Genomic DNA, 14,816 nt, shown 5'->3' with positions numbered 1-14,816 from the left:
TTTCGCTTCCGCACGGCCGTACCACTGAGGTGATCATGAGCGTCAACGTCCGCATCCCCACCATCCTGCGCACCTACACCGGCGGGCGGGCCGAGGTGCCCGCCGAGGGCGCCACCCTCGCCGAGGTCATCGCCGACCTGGAGAAGAACCACACGGGCATCGCCGCCCGCGTCCTGGACGACCAGGGCAAGCTGCGCCGCTTCGTCAACGTCTACGTCAACGACGACGACGTCCGCTTCGAGCAGGGCCTGCAGACCGCCACGCCGGACGGCGCGGGCGTCTCGATCATCCCGGCCGTCGCCGGCGGCTGAGTATTCCGCCGAAAGGCGCGCACACTCCTCGCATCACCCCGGATTGCCCTCTCCGCACACAAGCGGAGGGGGCAATTCTGCATGGTTGAGCGCGGTACAGTTGGGGAAGCTGATTCGTTCTCGTACGTGGTGCATGACGGGCGCATATGAGTTTCTCGCCCGCTCCCCGACAAGAAGCAGCCAAACTGCCCGGCCCTTTAGGGTCTTTTATGGCATTTACGCGGCCCGACTTGCCCGGTAAGACGGCGAGTCGCCCCGGTTTCCCCGATCGGTGCTGCCCAGATTTCTCGTCCGATTGACCTGTTGCAGACGGCAGTTGGGCAGATACATTCAGCCGCGGTCGACGCGTTCCGGCGCACACCCCCCATCCCATGGGGAGTGAGGTCTGACCCGGGTCCGCGAAGTGCGGTCCTGTGCAAGGGCCAGTAATAGGGGAGTTAGGCATGGCTCAGGGCACCGTCAAGTGGTTCAACGCGGAGAAGGGGTACGGCTTCATCGCGGTCGACGGTGGTGCGGATGTTTTCGTCCACTACAGCGCGATTCAGATGGACGGCTACCGCACCCTGGAAGAGGGTCAGCGAGTCGAATTCGAGATCTCGCAGGGCCAGAAGGGGCCGCAGGCCGACATGGTCCGCGTGGCCGCCGGCTGAAGCGCGCGCGTCTGACTGCAAGCTTCGCAACTCAGCAGGTCCACGAAGGGCCCGTCTCCCGGACACCGGGGGCGGGCCCTTCGTGCTGCGCGGGGTGCGGCGCGGGCGCGGGGCGCGCGCGGTCGCGTACGCGGGGGCGCGTGGGGGTGTGGGTGGCCGAGGGGCGCCGTCCGGAAGGGTCCGCTTGTCGGGAGCACCTTGCACTCGGAGGGGTCGAGTGCTAATCATTGGGCTTAGCACTCTACGAGTGAGAGTGACAGAACTTGGATCGGGTCGGTGAGGTCCGGGAGCCGGGTGGGGCAAGGAACCACAAGGCTCGCAGGCCGTCCGTCGCGGGCACCAGCACGGTCCGTTTGCGTTTCCACCCCGTCCGGGAGGACCACTTCACATGGCCAAGATCATCGCGTTCGACGAGGAGGCACGGCGCGGCCTCGAGCGCGGCATGAACCAGCTCGCCGACGCCGTCAAGGTGACCCTGGGCCCCAAGGGTCGCAACGTCGTCCTCGAGAAGAAGTGGGGCGCCCCCACGATCACCAACGATGGTGTGTCCATCGCCAAGGAGATCGAGCTCGAGGACCCGTACGAGAAGATCGGCGCCGAGCTGGTCAAGGAGGTCGCGAAGAAGACGGACGACGTCGCCGGTGACGGCACGACGACCGCGACCGTCCTGGCCCAGGCCCTGGTCCGCGAGGGCCTGCGCAACGTGGCCGCCGGCGCCAACCCGATGGCCCTCAAGCGCGGCATCGAGAAGGCCGTCGAGGCCGTCTCCGCCGCCCTGCTCGAGCAGGCCAAGGATGTCGAGACCAAGGAGCAGATCGCTTCCACGGCCTCCATCTCCGCCGCCGACACCCAGATCGGCGAGCTCATCGCCGAGGCCATGGACAAGGTCGGCAAGGAAGGCGTCATCACCGTCGAGGAGTCCCAGACCTTCGGTCTGGAGCTGGAGCTCACCGAGGGTATGCGCTTCGACAAGGGCTACATCTCGGCGTACTTCGCCACCGACATGGAGCGTATGGAGGCGTCGCTCGACGACCCGTACATCCTGATCGTCAACTCCAAGATCTCCAACGTGAAGGACCTCCTTCCGCTGCTGGAGAAGGTCATGCAGTCGGGCAAGCCGCTGCTGATCATCGCGGAGGACGTCGAGGGCGAGGCCCTGTCCACGCTCGTCGTGAACAAGATCCGCGGCACCTTCAAGTCCGTCGCCGTCAAGGCCCCGGGCTTCGGCGACCGCCGCAAGGCCATGCTCGGTGACATCGCCATCCTCACGGGCGGCACCGTCATCTCCGAGGAGGTCGGCCTCAAGCTGGAGAACGCCGGGCTCGACCTGCTCGGCCGCGCCCGCAAGGTCGTCATCACCAAGGACGAGACGACGATCGTCGACGGCGCCGGTGAGAGCGACCAGGTCCAGGGCCGCGTCAACCAGATCCGCGCCGAGATCGAGAACTCCGACTCGGACTACGACCGCGAGAAGCTCCAGGAGCGCCTGGCGAAGCTCGCCGGTGGCGTCGCCGTCATCAAGGCCGGTGCCGCGACCGAGGTCGAGCTGAAGGAGCGCAAGCACCGCATCGAGGACGCCGTTCGCAACGCGAAGGCGGCCGTCGAGGAGGGCATCGTCGCCGGTGGTGGCGTGGCGCTTCTCCAGGCCTCCGCGGTGTTCGAGAAGCTGGAGCTGGAGGGTGACGAGGCGACCGGTGCCTCCGCTGTGAAGCTGGCCCTTGAGGCTCCGCTGAAGCAGATCGCCACCAACGCCGGCCTTGAGGGCGGTGTCGTCGTGGAGAAGGTGCGCAACCTGACCCCCGGGCACGGTCTGAACGCCGCGAACGGTGAGTACGTCGACCTCGTCGCCGAGGGCATCATCGACCCGGCGAAGGTCACGCGTTCCGCTCTGCAGAACGCGGCGTCCATCGCTGCGCTGTTCCTCACCACCGAGGCTGTTATCGCCGACAAGCCTGAGAAGGCTGGCGCTGCGCCTGCGGGTGGCGGTATGCCGGGCGGTGACATGGACTTCTGAGCCTCTTAGGCTCGGCCGTTCCCAACTGAGGGCGGTACCCCCAACGGGGGGTACCGCCCTCAGCCGCGTGCGCCGCCGTCGTGGCTGGCCGCGCAGTTCCCCGCGCCCCTGAGGTGACAGCCCCGGCTGGTGGTTCTTCGTCTACAGCGTGCGCTGTGGCTGATCGCGCAGTTCCCCGCGCCCCTTACGGGGCTGCCAGCACCGGTGCCCTGGGGGAGCCGCCCCCGCCTTGGGCAATCTGCCGCCTGGGGCGGCAGGGTGGGCAAGGCGGCACCCCAGCGCCGGGTAAGTGCACGTTGTGCGTTCAGTTCAGCCCCGGTGGGGCTTCTCGCGCAGTTCCCCGCGCCCCTGAGGGAGTCGGCCTCAACGCCAATTTCCAGCCCCTCTGTCCGCGGAGCGGTTACGCCGGGTTTTCGGCGTAGGTGGTCCACGTCTGGCGGCCGGCCTTGGTCGCGCTCTGGGCCGCCGCCTGGGCCTGATGAAGGGCCCGGGACGCCAGTTCCGACGGGGGCACGTCCCACGTGCCGGTCCACTGACGTCCCGCACGGGCGATCTCGTACGCGAGGAACCCGACACCCACCGCGGCGGTGAGCATCCCGAACCCCGCGACCGCGGCCCCCGCCGCCAGCCGCCGCCGATCGGGACGGAACTCGGTCCAGGAGATCTTGGAAAGGGCGCTGTTTGCCATGGCCCCAGGATGGGTCAGCCCCGGCCACCCCGCACCCCGAGCGCCCGCGAGGGAGTTACGCGGCCCGCCCCCGCTCGTTGGGCCCCGTATGAGGAACAAGAAGCGTGATCAGCGGACCGTAGGACTGGGCGTGGCCGGGGCGGCGGTCCTCGTGGCGCTCGCGGGACTGGCCGCGCCCGGCGCGAGCGCGACGCCCGGCGCGGCCCCGGCGCCCCGGGCAGAGCAGAACCCCGGTCCGGTGAGCCCGGGACCGGGGTTCGCCAAGCCGGACTTCTATCTGCCCGGCGTGTACTACTAGACCGCTAGACCGTCTTGGCGGGCTCCTGCGCCGGGGCCGGCTCCGACTGCGGGGCCGCCTCGGCGTGCGCCTGCGGGGACTCGCCCGCGTCCACGTCCGCGTTCAGATCCACGAGCATCTGCGCGCTGAAGCCGAAGAAGTACGTGGCGAGGAAGCCGACGGCGTAACCGACCAGCAGCCCGCCGCCGTAGATCGCCGCCGTCGAACCCCAGCCGTGGTTGCCGTCGAGCAGCGGGAACAGCGCCCACCCGGACGGGCCGATGGCCGTGGAGCCGACCTTGGTGCCGAGCATCGAGAAGAGGCCGACGAACGCGCCGCCCGCCGCCCCGCCCGCGCAGGCGGTGATGAAGGGGCGGCCCAGGGGGAGCGAGACACCGTAGATGAGCGGCTCGCCGACACCGAGGAAGCCCGCGGGGAGCGCCGAGCGGATGGTCTTGCGGATCGACGTGTTGTTCTTGAGGCGCTTGAACACCGCGATGGCCGCGCCGACCTGCCCCGCGCCCGCCATGGCGAGGATGGGGAGCAGGACCGTGTAGCCCTGCTGCTCGATGAGCGTGGTGTGGATCGGGATGAGCGCCTGGTGCAGCCCGAGCATGACCAGCGGCAGGAACAGCCCGCCGAGGACGAGACCGGCGAACGCGCCCGTGTTGTCAAGCAGCCAGTTCGCCGCCGTACCGATACCGGTGGAGATCTCGCCGGCGACGAACATCAGGCCGAAGATCGTGACCAGGCCGGAGATGAGGACCGTCAGCGTCGGCGTGAGGAGGACGTCGATCGCCTCCGGCACCCACTTGCGGCACCACTTCTCGACGTACACCGCGAGGACCGCCGCGCCCAGCGCGCCGAGGACACCGCCCTGGCCGGGGCTGAGCTTCTGGCCGAACGCCGAGACGTTGGCGACGCCCGCGTACACGATGATCGCGGCGACCGCGCCACCCAGGATGGGCGTGCCGCCGAACTCCTTCGCGGTGTTGTAGCCGACGAACACGGCGATCAGCGCCATGAAGCCGGACGCGATGGCGGCGAGCGCGGGGGTGACGCCGGGCAGCCAGCCGAGGTTGATCAGCAGGCCGTTGATGCCGGCGATGATGCCGCAGCCGATGAGGGCCGGGATCAGCGGCACGAAGATGTTGGCGACCTTGCGCAGGAACAGCTTGAACGGGGTGGCGTTCTTCGCCTTCTGCCGGGCCTTGATGGCGGCGCCCTGCGCGGCCAGCTCGTCGGCGGTGGGCGTGCCGCCCGCCGGGGCCTCGGCGCTGCCCTCGGCGGCCGGGGCCGCCGCCGGTGCGGCGGCCCTGCCCTCGTCGACCAGCGTCTCGAACTCGGGCGTCACCCGGGCGACCTTCCCCGGGCCGAGGACGATCTGGTACGTGTCGTCCTCGACCACGCCCATGACGTCGGGCAGCGCCTTGAGCGCTTCGTCCTGGACCAGCGAGCGGTCCGCGAGACCCAGGCGGAGCCGGGTCATGCAGTGGGCTACGGAGGTGACGTTCGCGGCACCGCCGACGAGCGGCAGGATAGAGGCCGCCACGTCGCGGTTCTTGTTCTCAGCCATGGTGCGTGCTGCCTTGCTGTGCGGGTGGATCTGGGGGGTCAGGGGGAGCTGGTCGCCGCGGCGGCGAGGGCGCCGCGCAGGTTGCCCTGCGAGGCGGTCAGGAGCCGGGCGGCGGTGGGGCCGTCGACCTCGCCGAGGATGACGAGGATCGCGTTCTTCACCTCCCCGTCGGTCGCGGCGAGTGCGGCCTCGATGGCGTCGTCGTCGGCGCCCGTGGCCAGGGACACGATGCGGCGGGAGCGGGCCCGCAGCTTCTCGTTGGATGCGCGTACGTCGACCATGAGGTTCCCGTACGTCTTGCCGAGCCGGATCATGGTGATCGTCGACAGCATGTTGAGGACGAGCTTCTGGGCCGTGCCCGCCTTCAGGCGCGTGGAGCCGGTGAGCAGCTCGGGGCCGACGACGACCTCGATGCCGTGGTCGGCGGCGGCGGCGAGGGCGCTGTCCGCGTTGCACGACAGGCCCACGGTGAGCGCGCCGTAGCGGGCGCGGGCGTGCTCGACGGCGCCGATGGCGTACGGGGTGCGGCCGGAGGCGGAGATGCCGACGACCACGTCGTCCGCGGTCAGCTTGAGGGCGTCCAGGTCGGCCGCGGCCAGCTCCTTGGAGTCCTCGGCGCCCTCGACGGCCGTCACCATCGCGGAGGGGCCGCCCGCGATCAGGCCGACGACCTGGCCCTCGCGGGTGTTGAAGGTGGGCGGGCACTCGGAGGCGTCCAGCACGCCGAGCCGGCCGGCGGTGCCGGCGCCCGCGTAGATCAGGCGGCCGCCGCGGGCCATGCGCTCGGCGGTGCCGTCGATGGCGGCGGCGATGTGCGGGAGCTGCGCGGCGACGGCGGTGGGGACGGAGGCGTCCTCGCCGTTCATGATCCGGGCGATCTCCAGGGTGGGGAGCTGGTCGATCTCGGCCAGCTCCGGCCGGAACGCCTCGGTGGTGAGGGTGGCGAGCTGGGCGCGCAGTTCGGTGTAGTCGGCGTCGTCGGTGGTGGTCATGGCGGACGGCTCTTTCCGGGTGACGGTGTGAGGGGTGTCGGGGGTACGGCGGGGTGCGGCGGCCGGGCTCAGCGGCCGCCCCGGGATCGGGGGGCGTGGCGGTGCGCGAGGGCCTCGTAGGAGGCGGAGAGCGCGGGGGCCGCCGTCTCGTACGTGCGTTGCGCGACGCCGACGAAGAGGCAGTCGACGACGAGGAGCTGGCTCGTACGGGAGGACATGGCGGCCGGCCGCAGCTCGCTCTCGCGGGCGATGGAGGTGGTCAGTATGTGGTCGGCGTACTGGGACACCGGCGCGTCGGGGCGGCCGGTGACGGCGATGGTGGTCGCGCCGTGCTCGAAGGCGACCCGCAGCGGCTCGATGACGTCGCCGGTGGTGCCGGAGTGGGTGATGGCGATGGCGACGTCGCCGGAGCGCAGGTTCACCGCGTTGGTGACGGCGAGGTGCGGGTCGGAGTGGGCGTAGGCGACCTTGCCGATGCGCAGCAGCTTCTGCGCGAGGTCCTGGGCGACGAGGCCGGAGGCGGCCATGCCGTAGATCTCGCAGCGCTGGGCCCCGGCGAGGGCGGTGACGGCGGCGCCGAGCTGCGCGGTGTCGAGTCCGGCGGCGGTGTCGGCGAGGGTCTGCTGCTCGTCGTAGGCGAGCTTGGCGACCACGTCGGCGATCGGGTCGTCGACCGCGATGTCGGCGGTGACCGAGGGGGCGCGGCCCGACTGCTGCTGGGCGGCGAGCCCGGCGAGGGCGAGGCGCAGATCGCGGTAGCCGGGGTAGCCGAGCAGACGGGCGGTGCGCACGACCGTCGCCTCGCTGGTGCCGGTGAGCTCGGCGAGGCCGGTGACGGTGAGCGCCGCGCAGCCCGCGGGGTCCCCGGCGACGGCCTCGGCGACCCGCTGCATGGACCGGGTCATCGAGGGCGCCAGGGTGCGCACCTTGGCCGCGAGGGCCGCCGGGGCGGGCGGCGCGTCGCTGGCGAAACTTTCCTTCACGTCATTGCTCACACTATGAAAGATATTTTCGGTGCCCGTGGGGGTCAAGGGTCGATCGGCCGGGACGTAGGGCCTTTCCTTCGGGTCGAGCCCGGCCCGACCCGAAGGACAGGTCCGAGGTCACACAATGGGGGTATGAACGTCAGTCCGCTCGAACAGGCTTTGCACGCCGCCCGCGCCCTCGTCCTCGCCGATCTGAAGGCGGGGGACGTAGCCGACGCGGACGTCGTCTCGCTCGTCGAGGAGTCGGTCAAGGAGCGCCGCTGGTGGGTGGAGCAGTGGCCCGAGGGCGTCGCGTTCGTCACCGGGCTCGTGGCGCAGGACGTCAAGGACGCCCTGCTGGAGCGGTACGGGCGCTGGCCGCTGTGCCCGGTGTGCGGCCCCGGCGCGGCGGACGAGGGCCCGCACGCCCTCGACGTGGAGCCGGAGCTGGGTGCCGATCCGCACTGGGTGTGCGCGGAGGCGGGCGTCGTCGTGGCGCCGGTCGGCTCGCTCGCCGCGGTGACCGGGTGAGGGCCCGGTGAGCGTCTACATCGACCCGCCGAACTGGCCCGGTCACGGCCGCATGTGGTCGCACCTCGTCAGCGACGTCTCCTTCGACGAGCTGCACGCCTTCGCCCGCGCCCTCGGTGTCCCCGCGCGCGCCTTCGAGCGCGACCACTACGACATACCGGCCCACCGGTACGCCGACGCCGTGCGCGCCGGGGCGCGGGAGATCGGCTCCAAGGAACTGGTGCGCCGGATCACGGAAGCGGGCCTGCGCCGCCCCAAGCACCCGCGCGGCGGCGGGAGTTGAGGCGGAGCCGCATGCTCCGGGGTGCTACGGGCTTTCGGGGTGCTACGGGGCTTCGGGCAGGCGCAGGAAGCGGAGTTCGCCGTCCGCGCTGCGGCCCGCGGGGGTGAACCCGGCCCGTACGAGGACCCGTTGGGAGGGCGTGTTGGCCGGGTCGGTGAGCGCGATGACCTGCCGGACGCCGGGCTGGGCGAGCGCCCACGCGGCCAGCGCGTCGGCCGCCTCCGTCGCGTAACCGGCGCCCCGCGCGGTCGGCGCCAGGTCGTAGCCGATCTCCACGACGCCCTCGGCGTCGGGCGCGCCATGGAACCCGATGCCGCCGACGGCGAGCCCGTCAGCGGCCCTGACCAGCACGTACGTACCCCATCCTGTCGGGTACGGCTGCTGCTCGTAGAGGCGTACGGCGAGGCCGGCGCCGGTGCGGGTGTTCTCGGGCGGCGCGCCCTCGGCCCAGGTGAAGCCGCCGTCGCCGCCGCCCGTGTGCAGGTTGTGCGCCGCGTGCCGGGTCAGCTCGTGCAGCCGCAGCCGGGGGGTGGTGAGCACCTGGACGGTCACGGGGTCAGCAACTCCAGTTCGGTCGTGAGGTTGTCGCGGGCCGCCGCCTCCCAGTGCGCCGCGCCGTGGGGCGTACGGAACAGCCGGGGCAGGGCGAGCAGTTGGCGCAGTACGTCGGCGCGGCCCGCGCGGAACGCCTCGTCGGGCACGAACCCGTACTCCTCGCGCACGGCCCGGGTGTAGGCCGCGTACTCGGGCGCGGGGGAGGCGAGCACGGCGAGGTCGGCGTCGCACAGGGTCTCGCCGTTGGCGTCGCCCTCGGCCGGGTCGTGGCCGACGGTGAGCCGGACGAGCCGGACCACCTCCGCGATCTGATCGTGCGTCAATCCTGCCTCGGTGAGCGCCCGTTCGGCGAGGGCGGCGGAGCGCTCCTCGTTCTCGGAGCGGTCGGGCCGGTAGACCGCGTCGTGGAACCAGGCGGCGAGCCGCACCAGCTCGACGTCCTCGGCGTGCGCGCGCAGCGTCTCCACGTGGTCGAGGACCGCGCGCAGGTGGTCGGTCGAGTGGTAGCGGCGCTGCGGCTCGGCCCAGCGCTCCAGGAGGTTGTCCGCGTACGGGTACGGGTCGAGGCCCGGTGTCGCCGTCGCCGCCCGCAGGGTGCGGGCGAAGTGCTCGCGCAGCTCGCTCATGCGACGACCATAGCGCCTCCCTGTTGTGTACCCCCCAGGGGTATGTTACGTTCCTCGCCGTCGGGTACCCCCCAGGGGTATCACGGCGATCGGTCGGAGCGGTCGCGGCGCACAGGCGCGGCCCGGCAGGGAGGGACGGACATGGCGATGGGCAAGGCCAGGAGACCGGAAGACAGTGACGGCAAGGATCCGCGGCGCTGGTGGGCGCTCCTCGTGCTCGCCACCGCCCAGTTCATGGTCATCATGGACACCTCGATCATCGGGGTCGCCCTCCCCGAGATGCAGCGTGACCTGGGCTTCTCCCCGGGCGGCCTGCAATGGGTCTTCAACGCGTACGTCATCGCCTTCGGCGGCCTGCTGCTGCTCGGCGGCCGGCTGTCCGACCTGTTCGGCGCGCGCCGCGTCTTCGTCGCCGGCTGGAGCGTCCTGATCGCCGGGTCGGTCGTCGCGGCGGCGGCCCAGACCGCGTGGGCCGAGGTCGCGGGCCGGGCCGTGCAGGGCGTCGGCGGCGCGCTGATCGCGCCGGCCGCGATGACCCTGCTGATGATGCTCTTCGGGCGCGACCCGAAGGAACTCGGCAAGGCCATGGCCCTGTACGGGGCCGCCGCACCGGCCGGCGGCACGGCGGGCGTCTTCCTCGGCGGCGTCTTCACCCAGTGGCTGAGCTGGCCGTGGGTCTTCATCATCTACATCCCCATCGGTCTCGCCACGCTCGCCGCGACCGGCCTGCTGCCCGCCGTCGCCGCGCGCCGCGGTGCCGTGGACGTCCTCGGCGCGGTCTTCGTCACCGCCGGGCTCGCGCTCGCCGTGTACGCGGTCGTCCGCGCGCCGGAAGCGGGCTGGGGCTCGACCGCGACCGTCCTCCAACTCATCGGCGCGGGCGTGCTGTTGGTCCTGTTCCTGCTCGTCCAGCGGGCCGCGCGTACGCCCCTGATGCCGCTCGGGGTGTGGCGCGTGCCCCGGCTCGGCTCCGCCAACCTCGCCATGGCGCTGCTCGGGGCGGCCTGGATCCCGATGTGGTACTTCCTCAACCTCTACCTCCAGCAGGTCCTCGGCTACGGCGCGTTCGCGTCCGGCGCGGCGCTGCTGCCCATGACCGGGCTGCTGATGCTGTTCATGACGGTGGTCACGGCGCGGCTGCTCGCCAGGTTCGGGGCGAAGCCGCTGATCGGGGGCGGGCTGCTGGTCCTGGCCGCCGGGCTCGTATGGCTGTCGACGGTCAGCCCGACCGGCACGTTCCTCGTCGATGTGCTGCCCGCCTCGCTGGTCGCCGCCGCCGGCATGTCCCTCGCGTACATCCCGGCGATGATGGCCGCCATGTCCGGCGCCCCGCAGGAACAGGCCGGGCTCGCGTCCGGCATCGTCAACACCACCTACCAGGTCGGTTCCGCGCTCGGCCTCGCCGCGCTCACCGCGCTCGCCACCTCGCGGGGCGCCGGCCGGCTCGGTGACCTGCCCGCGCTCACCGACGGGTTCAGCGCCGCGTTCCTGGGCGCCGCGGCTGTCGCGGGCGTCGCCGGGGTGATCACGCTCGCCACCATGCGGGGCGAGCGGGCGGTGTCAGGGGCGGGGGAGGTGCCCGAGCGGGCCGGGGTGTGACGAGACCTCGCAACACGTCGGCGCCCGGCGCTCCCCCTGGGGGCGGCGGGCGCCGTACGGTGTCGCCCATGACCTCCGACAAGACTTCCGGCGCCGCGCGGCCCGTACGCGACGAGGACCGCGACCCCGAACTGCCCGGACGGCTCCTGACCATCGAACGGGACGCGCTGGTACCGCTGTTGAGGGCGCGGCCCGACGAGGACTTCGAGCGGTACACGGCCTGCCCCGGTTGGACCGTACGGCATGTGCTCGCGCACTGCGCGGCCGTACTGACCCGGGTCGTCGAACAACGCTTCGAAAAAGGGGTGTTCAGCCCCGAGTCCAACGAACGCGACATCGCCGAGCGGGCCTCCCTCACGCACCAGGAGGTCGTCGACGAACTGGAGCGCGGGATGAGCGAGGCGGGACGGGTGATCGCCGCGTCCGACGGGCGGCTTGACCCGATCGGGCTCGGGGAGTGGGTGCACGCCGGGGATGTGCGGGAGGCGTTCGGGGTGGACGGGGCGTACGGCGGGGCCGGGCAGGGGGAGGCGCTGGCGCTGCTCGGGGCGGTCAGCCGGCGGCGCGGGCATGTCGCGTTGCACGCGGATCTCGACGAGTGGGACGAGCCGGTGCGGTTCGGCGCCGCCGACGGGGGGTCGCCTCCGGCGCGGTTCCTCGGGAGCGCCGGGGTGCTCCTGCGGCTCTACGCCGGGCGGCCGGTGATCGGGGCGAGGTATGAACTGGCGGGCGCGAGGGAGACGGACCTCAACCTCTTCGGGTAGCGGTACGCCGGACTGGCCTTGAGGCGCGGGGCGGGGCCGGCGCCCCGGGGTGCGGGGTGCGTCGTGGCCGAGCGCGCAGTTCCCCGCGCCCCTTACGGGGCTTGTCTGAGCGCCCGCTCCCGGCCTCCGGCCCGGGGGCCCTGGGGTCTGGCCTCAGCGCCAACTCCCAGCCCCTCCGGCGCTGGCGCCGGGCTCCTGATGGGGCGGGCCCCAGCGCCAATTCCCAGCCCCTCCGGCGCTTGAGGAGCGGGGGCTGGGGCGGAGTCCCAGAGTGCCGGGTGCGTTGTGGCTGAGCGCGCAGTTCCCCGCGCCCCTGGCGGGGCTGCCGGCTCGCGGCCTCCGGCCCTGGGGGCTTGGGGGCTGGTCTCAGCGTGAGACTTCAGGGGGCCGGAGTGGGGCTAAGGGTGTTTGGGGGCTACGCCGGCTTTGGTGAGGAGCTCGGGGTCGGTCGTGCCGAGGGTGACGGAGAGCGCCGCCCCCACGAAGACACGTACCGCCCGCACCACGTCACCGACACGAGGCCCCCGGCGGGAGCCGCCCGCCGCAGTGGCACCGGCAGGAACCGAGGTGAAGGTCGTCGCAGTCATGCCTCCAGGATGCGATTCGGGCATTCCCCGCACATCACCCCCAGGGACCAACCCCGCTACGACCTCCGGCGGAGCCGCCCCCACCCGCCCCCTAGGGATCAAGGGGACATAAACGCGTTGGCGCCGCCCGCCGGCACCCGCGTACACTTCCCGCCTCCCCCCGCCTCCCTTCGCCCCCGAAGCCGGAGCGCCGCCGACCGGTCGGAACCGGCCGGCCCTCTCGTACGCGTACCCGGAGCCGGAGGCACCCCCCGTGAGCACGTCAGCGTCGCCCCTCGATCACGAGCGCGCCCATCTGTCCGCGTCGCGCGCCGCCCTGCGCGCCATGCGCGAGGACGCCCAGGCGCTCGACATCCGCGACGTCACCGCGAACTGGGTCAACGCCGAAGTGCTCCAGCGCCAGATCGACGACCGGATCAAGGCGCTGGCCGACCTCAGCCACACCCCCCTCTTCTTCGGCCGCCTCGACTACCTGCACGCCCCGGGCGCCGACCGGGCGGAGGGCGCGGAGGGCGAGCGGTTCTACATCGGGCGCCGGCACGTGCACGACGCGGACGGCGACCCGATGGTGATCGACTGGCGCGCGCCGGTCTCGCAGCCGTTCTACCGCGCGTCGAAGAAGGACCCGATGGACATCGGGCTGCGCCGCCGATTCGGTTACACCGGCGGGGAGTTGACCGCGTACGAGGACGAGCGTCTGTCCGACCCGGCGGAGACGTCCCGTACGAGCAAGCTGCTCCAGCAGGAGATCGAACGCCCCCGCGTCGGCCCCATGCGCGACATCGTGGCGACGATCCAGCCCGAGCAGGACGAGATCGTGCGCGCGGGCCTCGCCGGGTCGGTGTGCGTGCAGGGCGGGCCCGGCACCGGGAAGACGGCCGTGGGCCTGCACCGGGTGGCGTATCTGCTGTACGCGCACCGCGAGCGCCTCGCCCGTACGGGCACGCTGGTCATCGGGCCGAACGCTTCGTTCCTCCACTACATCGAGCAAGTCCTGCCCGCGCTCGGCGAGTTGGAGGTGCGGCAGGCGACCGTGGAGGACCTGGTGGCCCGCGTCGAGGTGCGGGGCGCCGACGAGCCGCGCACCGCGCTCGTCAAGGGCGACGCCCGGATGGCCGAGGTGGTGCGCCGCGCGCTGTGGTCACACGTCGGTACGCCGACGGAGGGCCTGGTGGTCGTGCGCGGGTCGCGGCGCTGGCGCGTACCGGCGTACGAGATCGAGGACATGGTCCGCGAGTTGACGGAACGTGACATGCGGTACGGGGCCGCCCGCGAGGCCCTCCCTCAGCGCGTCGCGCACGCCGTGCTGGTGCTCATGGAGCGGGCCGGTGAGGCGCCGGACGACCGGGTGCAGGACGCGGTGGCACGCAACAGCGCGGTGAAGGCGCTGGTCAAGTCCCTCTGGCCGGCGGTCGATCCGGCGAAGCTCGTGCTGCGGCTGCTGTCGGACGCGGACTTCCTCGCGGAGCACGCGGAGGGGCTGCTCGACGCCGAGGAGCAGAAGGCGCTGCTGTGGGCGAAGCCGCCGCGCAGTGTGAAGTCGGCGCGGTGGTCGGCGGCGGACGCGGTGCTCATCGACGAGGCCGCGGACCTCATCGAGCGTACGCACTCGCTCGGGCACGTGGTGCTGGACGAGGCGCAGGATCTGTCGCCGATGCAGTACCGGGCGGTGGGGCGGCGGGCGACGACCGGTTCGGTGACGGTGCTCGGGGATCTGGCGCAGGGTACGACGCCCTGGGCGACGGCGAGTTGGGGCGAGGCGCTGGCGCATCTGGGGAAGCCGGAGGCGGTGGTGGAGGAGCTGACGGCCGGTTTCCGTGTGCCGTCGGACGTCATCGCGTACGCCTCCCGGCTGCTGCCGCACATCGCGCCCGGGCTCACGCCGGTGGCGTCGGTGCGGGAGAACCCGGGGGCGTTCTCGGTGCGGGAGGTCGCCGGGGTCGAGGACGTCGTCGGGGCGTGCCGGGAGGCGCTGGAGCGGGAGGGGTCCGTGGGACTGATCGCGGCGGACGCGCGGTGCGGGGAGCTGGGCGCGGCGCTCACCGAGGCGGGGCTCGGGTATCTGGCGCCGGGTGAGGAGACGTCGGCGCGGGTGCGGCTCACGCTGGTGCCGGCGTCGCTGGCGAAGGGGCTGGAGTACGACTACGTGGTGCTTGACGAGCCTGCGGGGGTTGTGGGGGCGGAGCCGGATGAGCGGACGGGGCTTCGGCGGCTGTACGTGGCCCTGACCCGAGCGGTCTCAGGCCTCACGGTGACCCACACGACCCCCCTCCCTCCCCAACTGACCCAGTAAGGGGACTCCGCTCCTCAATCGCCGGAGGGGCTTGATTGACCGGCGCTGAGACCAGCCCCGTAAGGGGCGCGGGGAACTGCGCGACCAGCCACGACGCACCCGGCA

16 protein-coding genes are annotated in these 14,816 nt (G+C 72.2%); 9 read left to right on the top strand and 7 right to left on the bottom strand.

The features are described 5' to 3' along the window. Positions 1–35: 35 nt before the first annotated feature. The 3 genes from ACZ7LY_RS08745 (at position 36) to groL (ending at position 2,975) form a co-directional block, all read left to right on the top strand. Positions 36–311, top strand: a complete 276-nt coding sequence (locus ACZ7LY_RS08745; RefSeq protein ID WP_471623799.1) for a MoaD/ThiS family protein — start codon at positions 36–38, stop codon at positions 309–311. Between the two features lie 443 nt (positions 312–754). Then, positions 755–961, top strand: a complete 207-nt coding sequence (locus tag ACZ7LY_RS08740) for a cold-shock protein (protein WP_030576453.1) — start codon at positions 755–757, stop codon at positions 959–961. A gap of 388 nt (positions 962–1,349) precedes the next feature. Then, positions 1,350–2,975, top strand: coding sequence for a chaperonin GroEL (gene groL, locus ACZ7LY_RS08735; RefSeq protein ID WP_471623798.1), 1,626 nt, complete (start codon positions 1,350–1,352; stop codon positions 2,973–2,975). Between the two features lie 400 nt (positions 2,976–3,375). Here the strand turns inward: groL and ACZ7LY_RS08730 are convergent, their stop codons facing one another. Then, positions 3,376–3,663 carry a hypothetical protein gene (locus tag ACZ7LY_RS08730; RefSeq protein ID WP_471623797.1) on the bottom strand — a complete coding sequence of 96 codons (288 nt, stop codon included), beginning with the start codon at positions 3,661–3,663 and terminating at the stop codon, positions 3,376–3,378. Positions 3,664–3,751: 88 nt separating this feature from the next. Here ACZ7LY_RS08730 and ACZ7LY_RS08725 point away from each other — a divergent pair, with 88 nt between their 5' ends. After that, positions 3,752–3,961 (top strand): hypothetical protein, encoded by a 210-nt coding sequence (locus ACZ7LY_RS08725; RefSeq protein ID WP_471623796.1) that lies wholly within the window; start codon positions 3,752–3,754, stop codon positions 3,959–3,961. Between the two features lie 4 nt (positions 3,962–3,965). On the opposite strand, the gene ACZ7LY_RS08720 is transcribed toward ACZ7LY_RS08725, so the two are convergent. From ACZ7LY_RS08720 to ACZ7LY_RS08710, 3 genes are all read right to left on the bottom strand, one after another. After that, a complete protein-coding gene (locus ACZ7LY_RS08720; protein WP_471623795.1) occupies positions 3,966–5,516 on the bottom strand; it encodes a PTS transporter subunit EIIC in 1,551 nt (516 codons plus the stop codon). Between the two features lie 38 nt (positions 5,517–5,554). Then, positions 5,555–6,508, bottom strand: coding sequence for an N-acetylmuramic acid 6-phosphate etherase (murQ, locus tag ACZ7LY_RS08715; RefSeq protein WP_471623794.1), 954 nt, complete (start codon positions 6,506–6,508; stop codon positions 5,555–5,557). 68 nt (positions 6,509–6,576) lie between these two features. After that, positions 6,577–7,503 (bottom strand): MurR/RpiR family transcriptional regulator, encoded by a 927-nt coding sequence (locus tag ACZ7LY_RS08710; RefSeq protein ID WP_471623793.1) that lies wholly within the window; start codon positions 7,501–7,503, stop codon positions 6,577–6,579. 123 nt (positions 7,504–7,626) lie between these two features. Here ACZ7LY_RS08710 and ACZ7LY_RS08705 point away from each other — a divergent pair, with 123 nt between their 5' ends. Together ACZ7LY_RS08705 and ACZ7LY_RS08700 are read left to right on the top strand one after the other, a co-directional pair. Further along, positions 7,627–8,004 carry a hypothetical protein gene (locus ACZ7LY_RS08705; RefSeq protein ID WP_471623792.1) on the top strand — a complete coding sequence of 126 codons (378 nt, stop codon included), beginning with the start codon at positions 7,627–7,629 and terminating at the stop codon, positions 8,002–8,004. Between the two features lie 7 nt (positions 8,005–8,011). Next, positions 8,012–8,287 (top strand): DUF4031 domain-containing protein, encoded by a 276-nt coding sequence (locus tag ACZ7LY_RS08700; RefSeq protein WP_471623791.1) that lies wholly within the window; start codon positions 8,012–8,014, stop codon positions 8,285–8,287. 42 nt (positions 8,288–8,329) lie between these two features. Here ACZ7LY_RS08700 and ACZ7LY_RS08695 read toward each other — a convergent pair whose 3' ends face one another. Next, the gene (locus ACZ7LY_RS08695) at positions 8,330–8,839 is read right to left on the bottom strand and encodes a GNAT family N-acetyltransferase (RefSeq protein WP_471623790.1); all 510 of its coding nucleotides are present in this window, start codon (positions 8,837–8,839) and stop codon (positions 8,330–8,332) included. After that, on the bottom strand, positions 8,836–9,468 hold the full coding sequence (locus ACZ7LY_RS08690; protein ID WP_471623789.1) for an HD domain-containing protein: 633 nt from the start codon (positions 9,466–9,468) through the stop codon (positions 8,836–8,838). Before ACZ7LY_RS08690 ends, ACZ7LY_RS08695 begins: the two co-directional genes overlap by 4 nt. 243 nt (positions 9,469–9,711) lie before the next feature. On the opposite strand from ACZ7LY_RS08690, the gene ACZ7LY_RS08685 reads away from it, so the two are divergent. Both ACZ7LY_RS08685 and ACZ7LY_RS08680 read left to right on the top strand, forming a co-directional pair. Then, positions 9,712–11,067 (top strand): MFS transporter, encoded by a 1,356-nt coding sequence (locus ACZ7LY_RS08685; protein WP_471623857.1) that lies wholly within the window; start codon positions 9,712–9,714, stop codon positions 11,065–11,067. A gap of 68 nt (positions 11,068–11,135) precedes the next feature. Then, the gene (locus tag ACZ7LY_RS08680) at positions 11,136–11,831 is read left to right on the top strand and encodes a maleylpyruvate isomerase family mycothiol-dependent enzyme (RefSeq protein WP_471623788.1); all 696 of its coding nucleotides are present in this window, start codon (positions 11,136–11,138) and stop codon (positions 11,829–11,831) included. A 398-nt stretch (positions 11,832–12,229) separates the two neighbouring features. On the opposite strand, the gene ACZ7LY_RS08675 is transcribed toward ACZ7LY_RS08680, so the two are convergent. Next, positions 12,230–12,418 (bottom strand): hypothetical protein, encoded by a 189-nt coding sequence (locus ACZ7LY_RS08675; RefSeq protein ID WP_471623787.1) that lies wholly within the window; start codon positions 12,416–12,418, stop codon positions 12,230–12,232. A gap of 325 nt (positions 12,419–12,743) precedes the next feature. Here ACZ7LY_RS08675 and ACZ7LY_RS08670 point away from each other — a divergent pair, with 325 nt between their 5' ends. Next, positions 12,744–14,711 (top strand): HelD family protein, encoded by a 1,968-nt coding sequence (locus ACZ7LY_RS08670; RefSeq protein ID WP_471623856.1) that lies wholly within the window; start codon positions 12,744–12,746, stop codon positions 14,709–14,711. Positions 14,712–14,816 lie beyond the last annotated feature (105 nt).

This window comes from Streptomyces sp. NPDC107550, from assembly GCF_055639095.1.
This window is presented reverse-complemented; position numbering and strand designations above follow the sequence as displayed.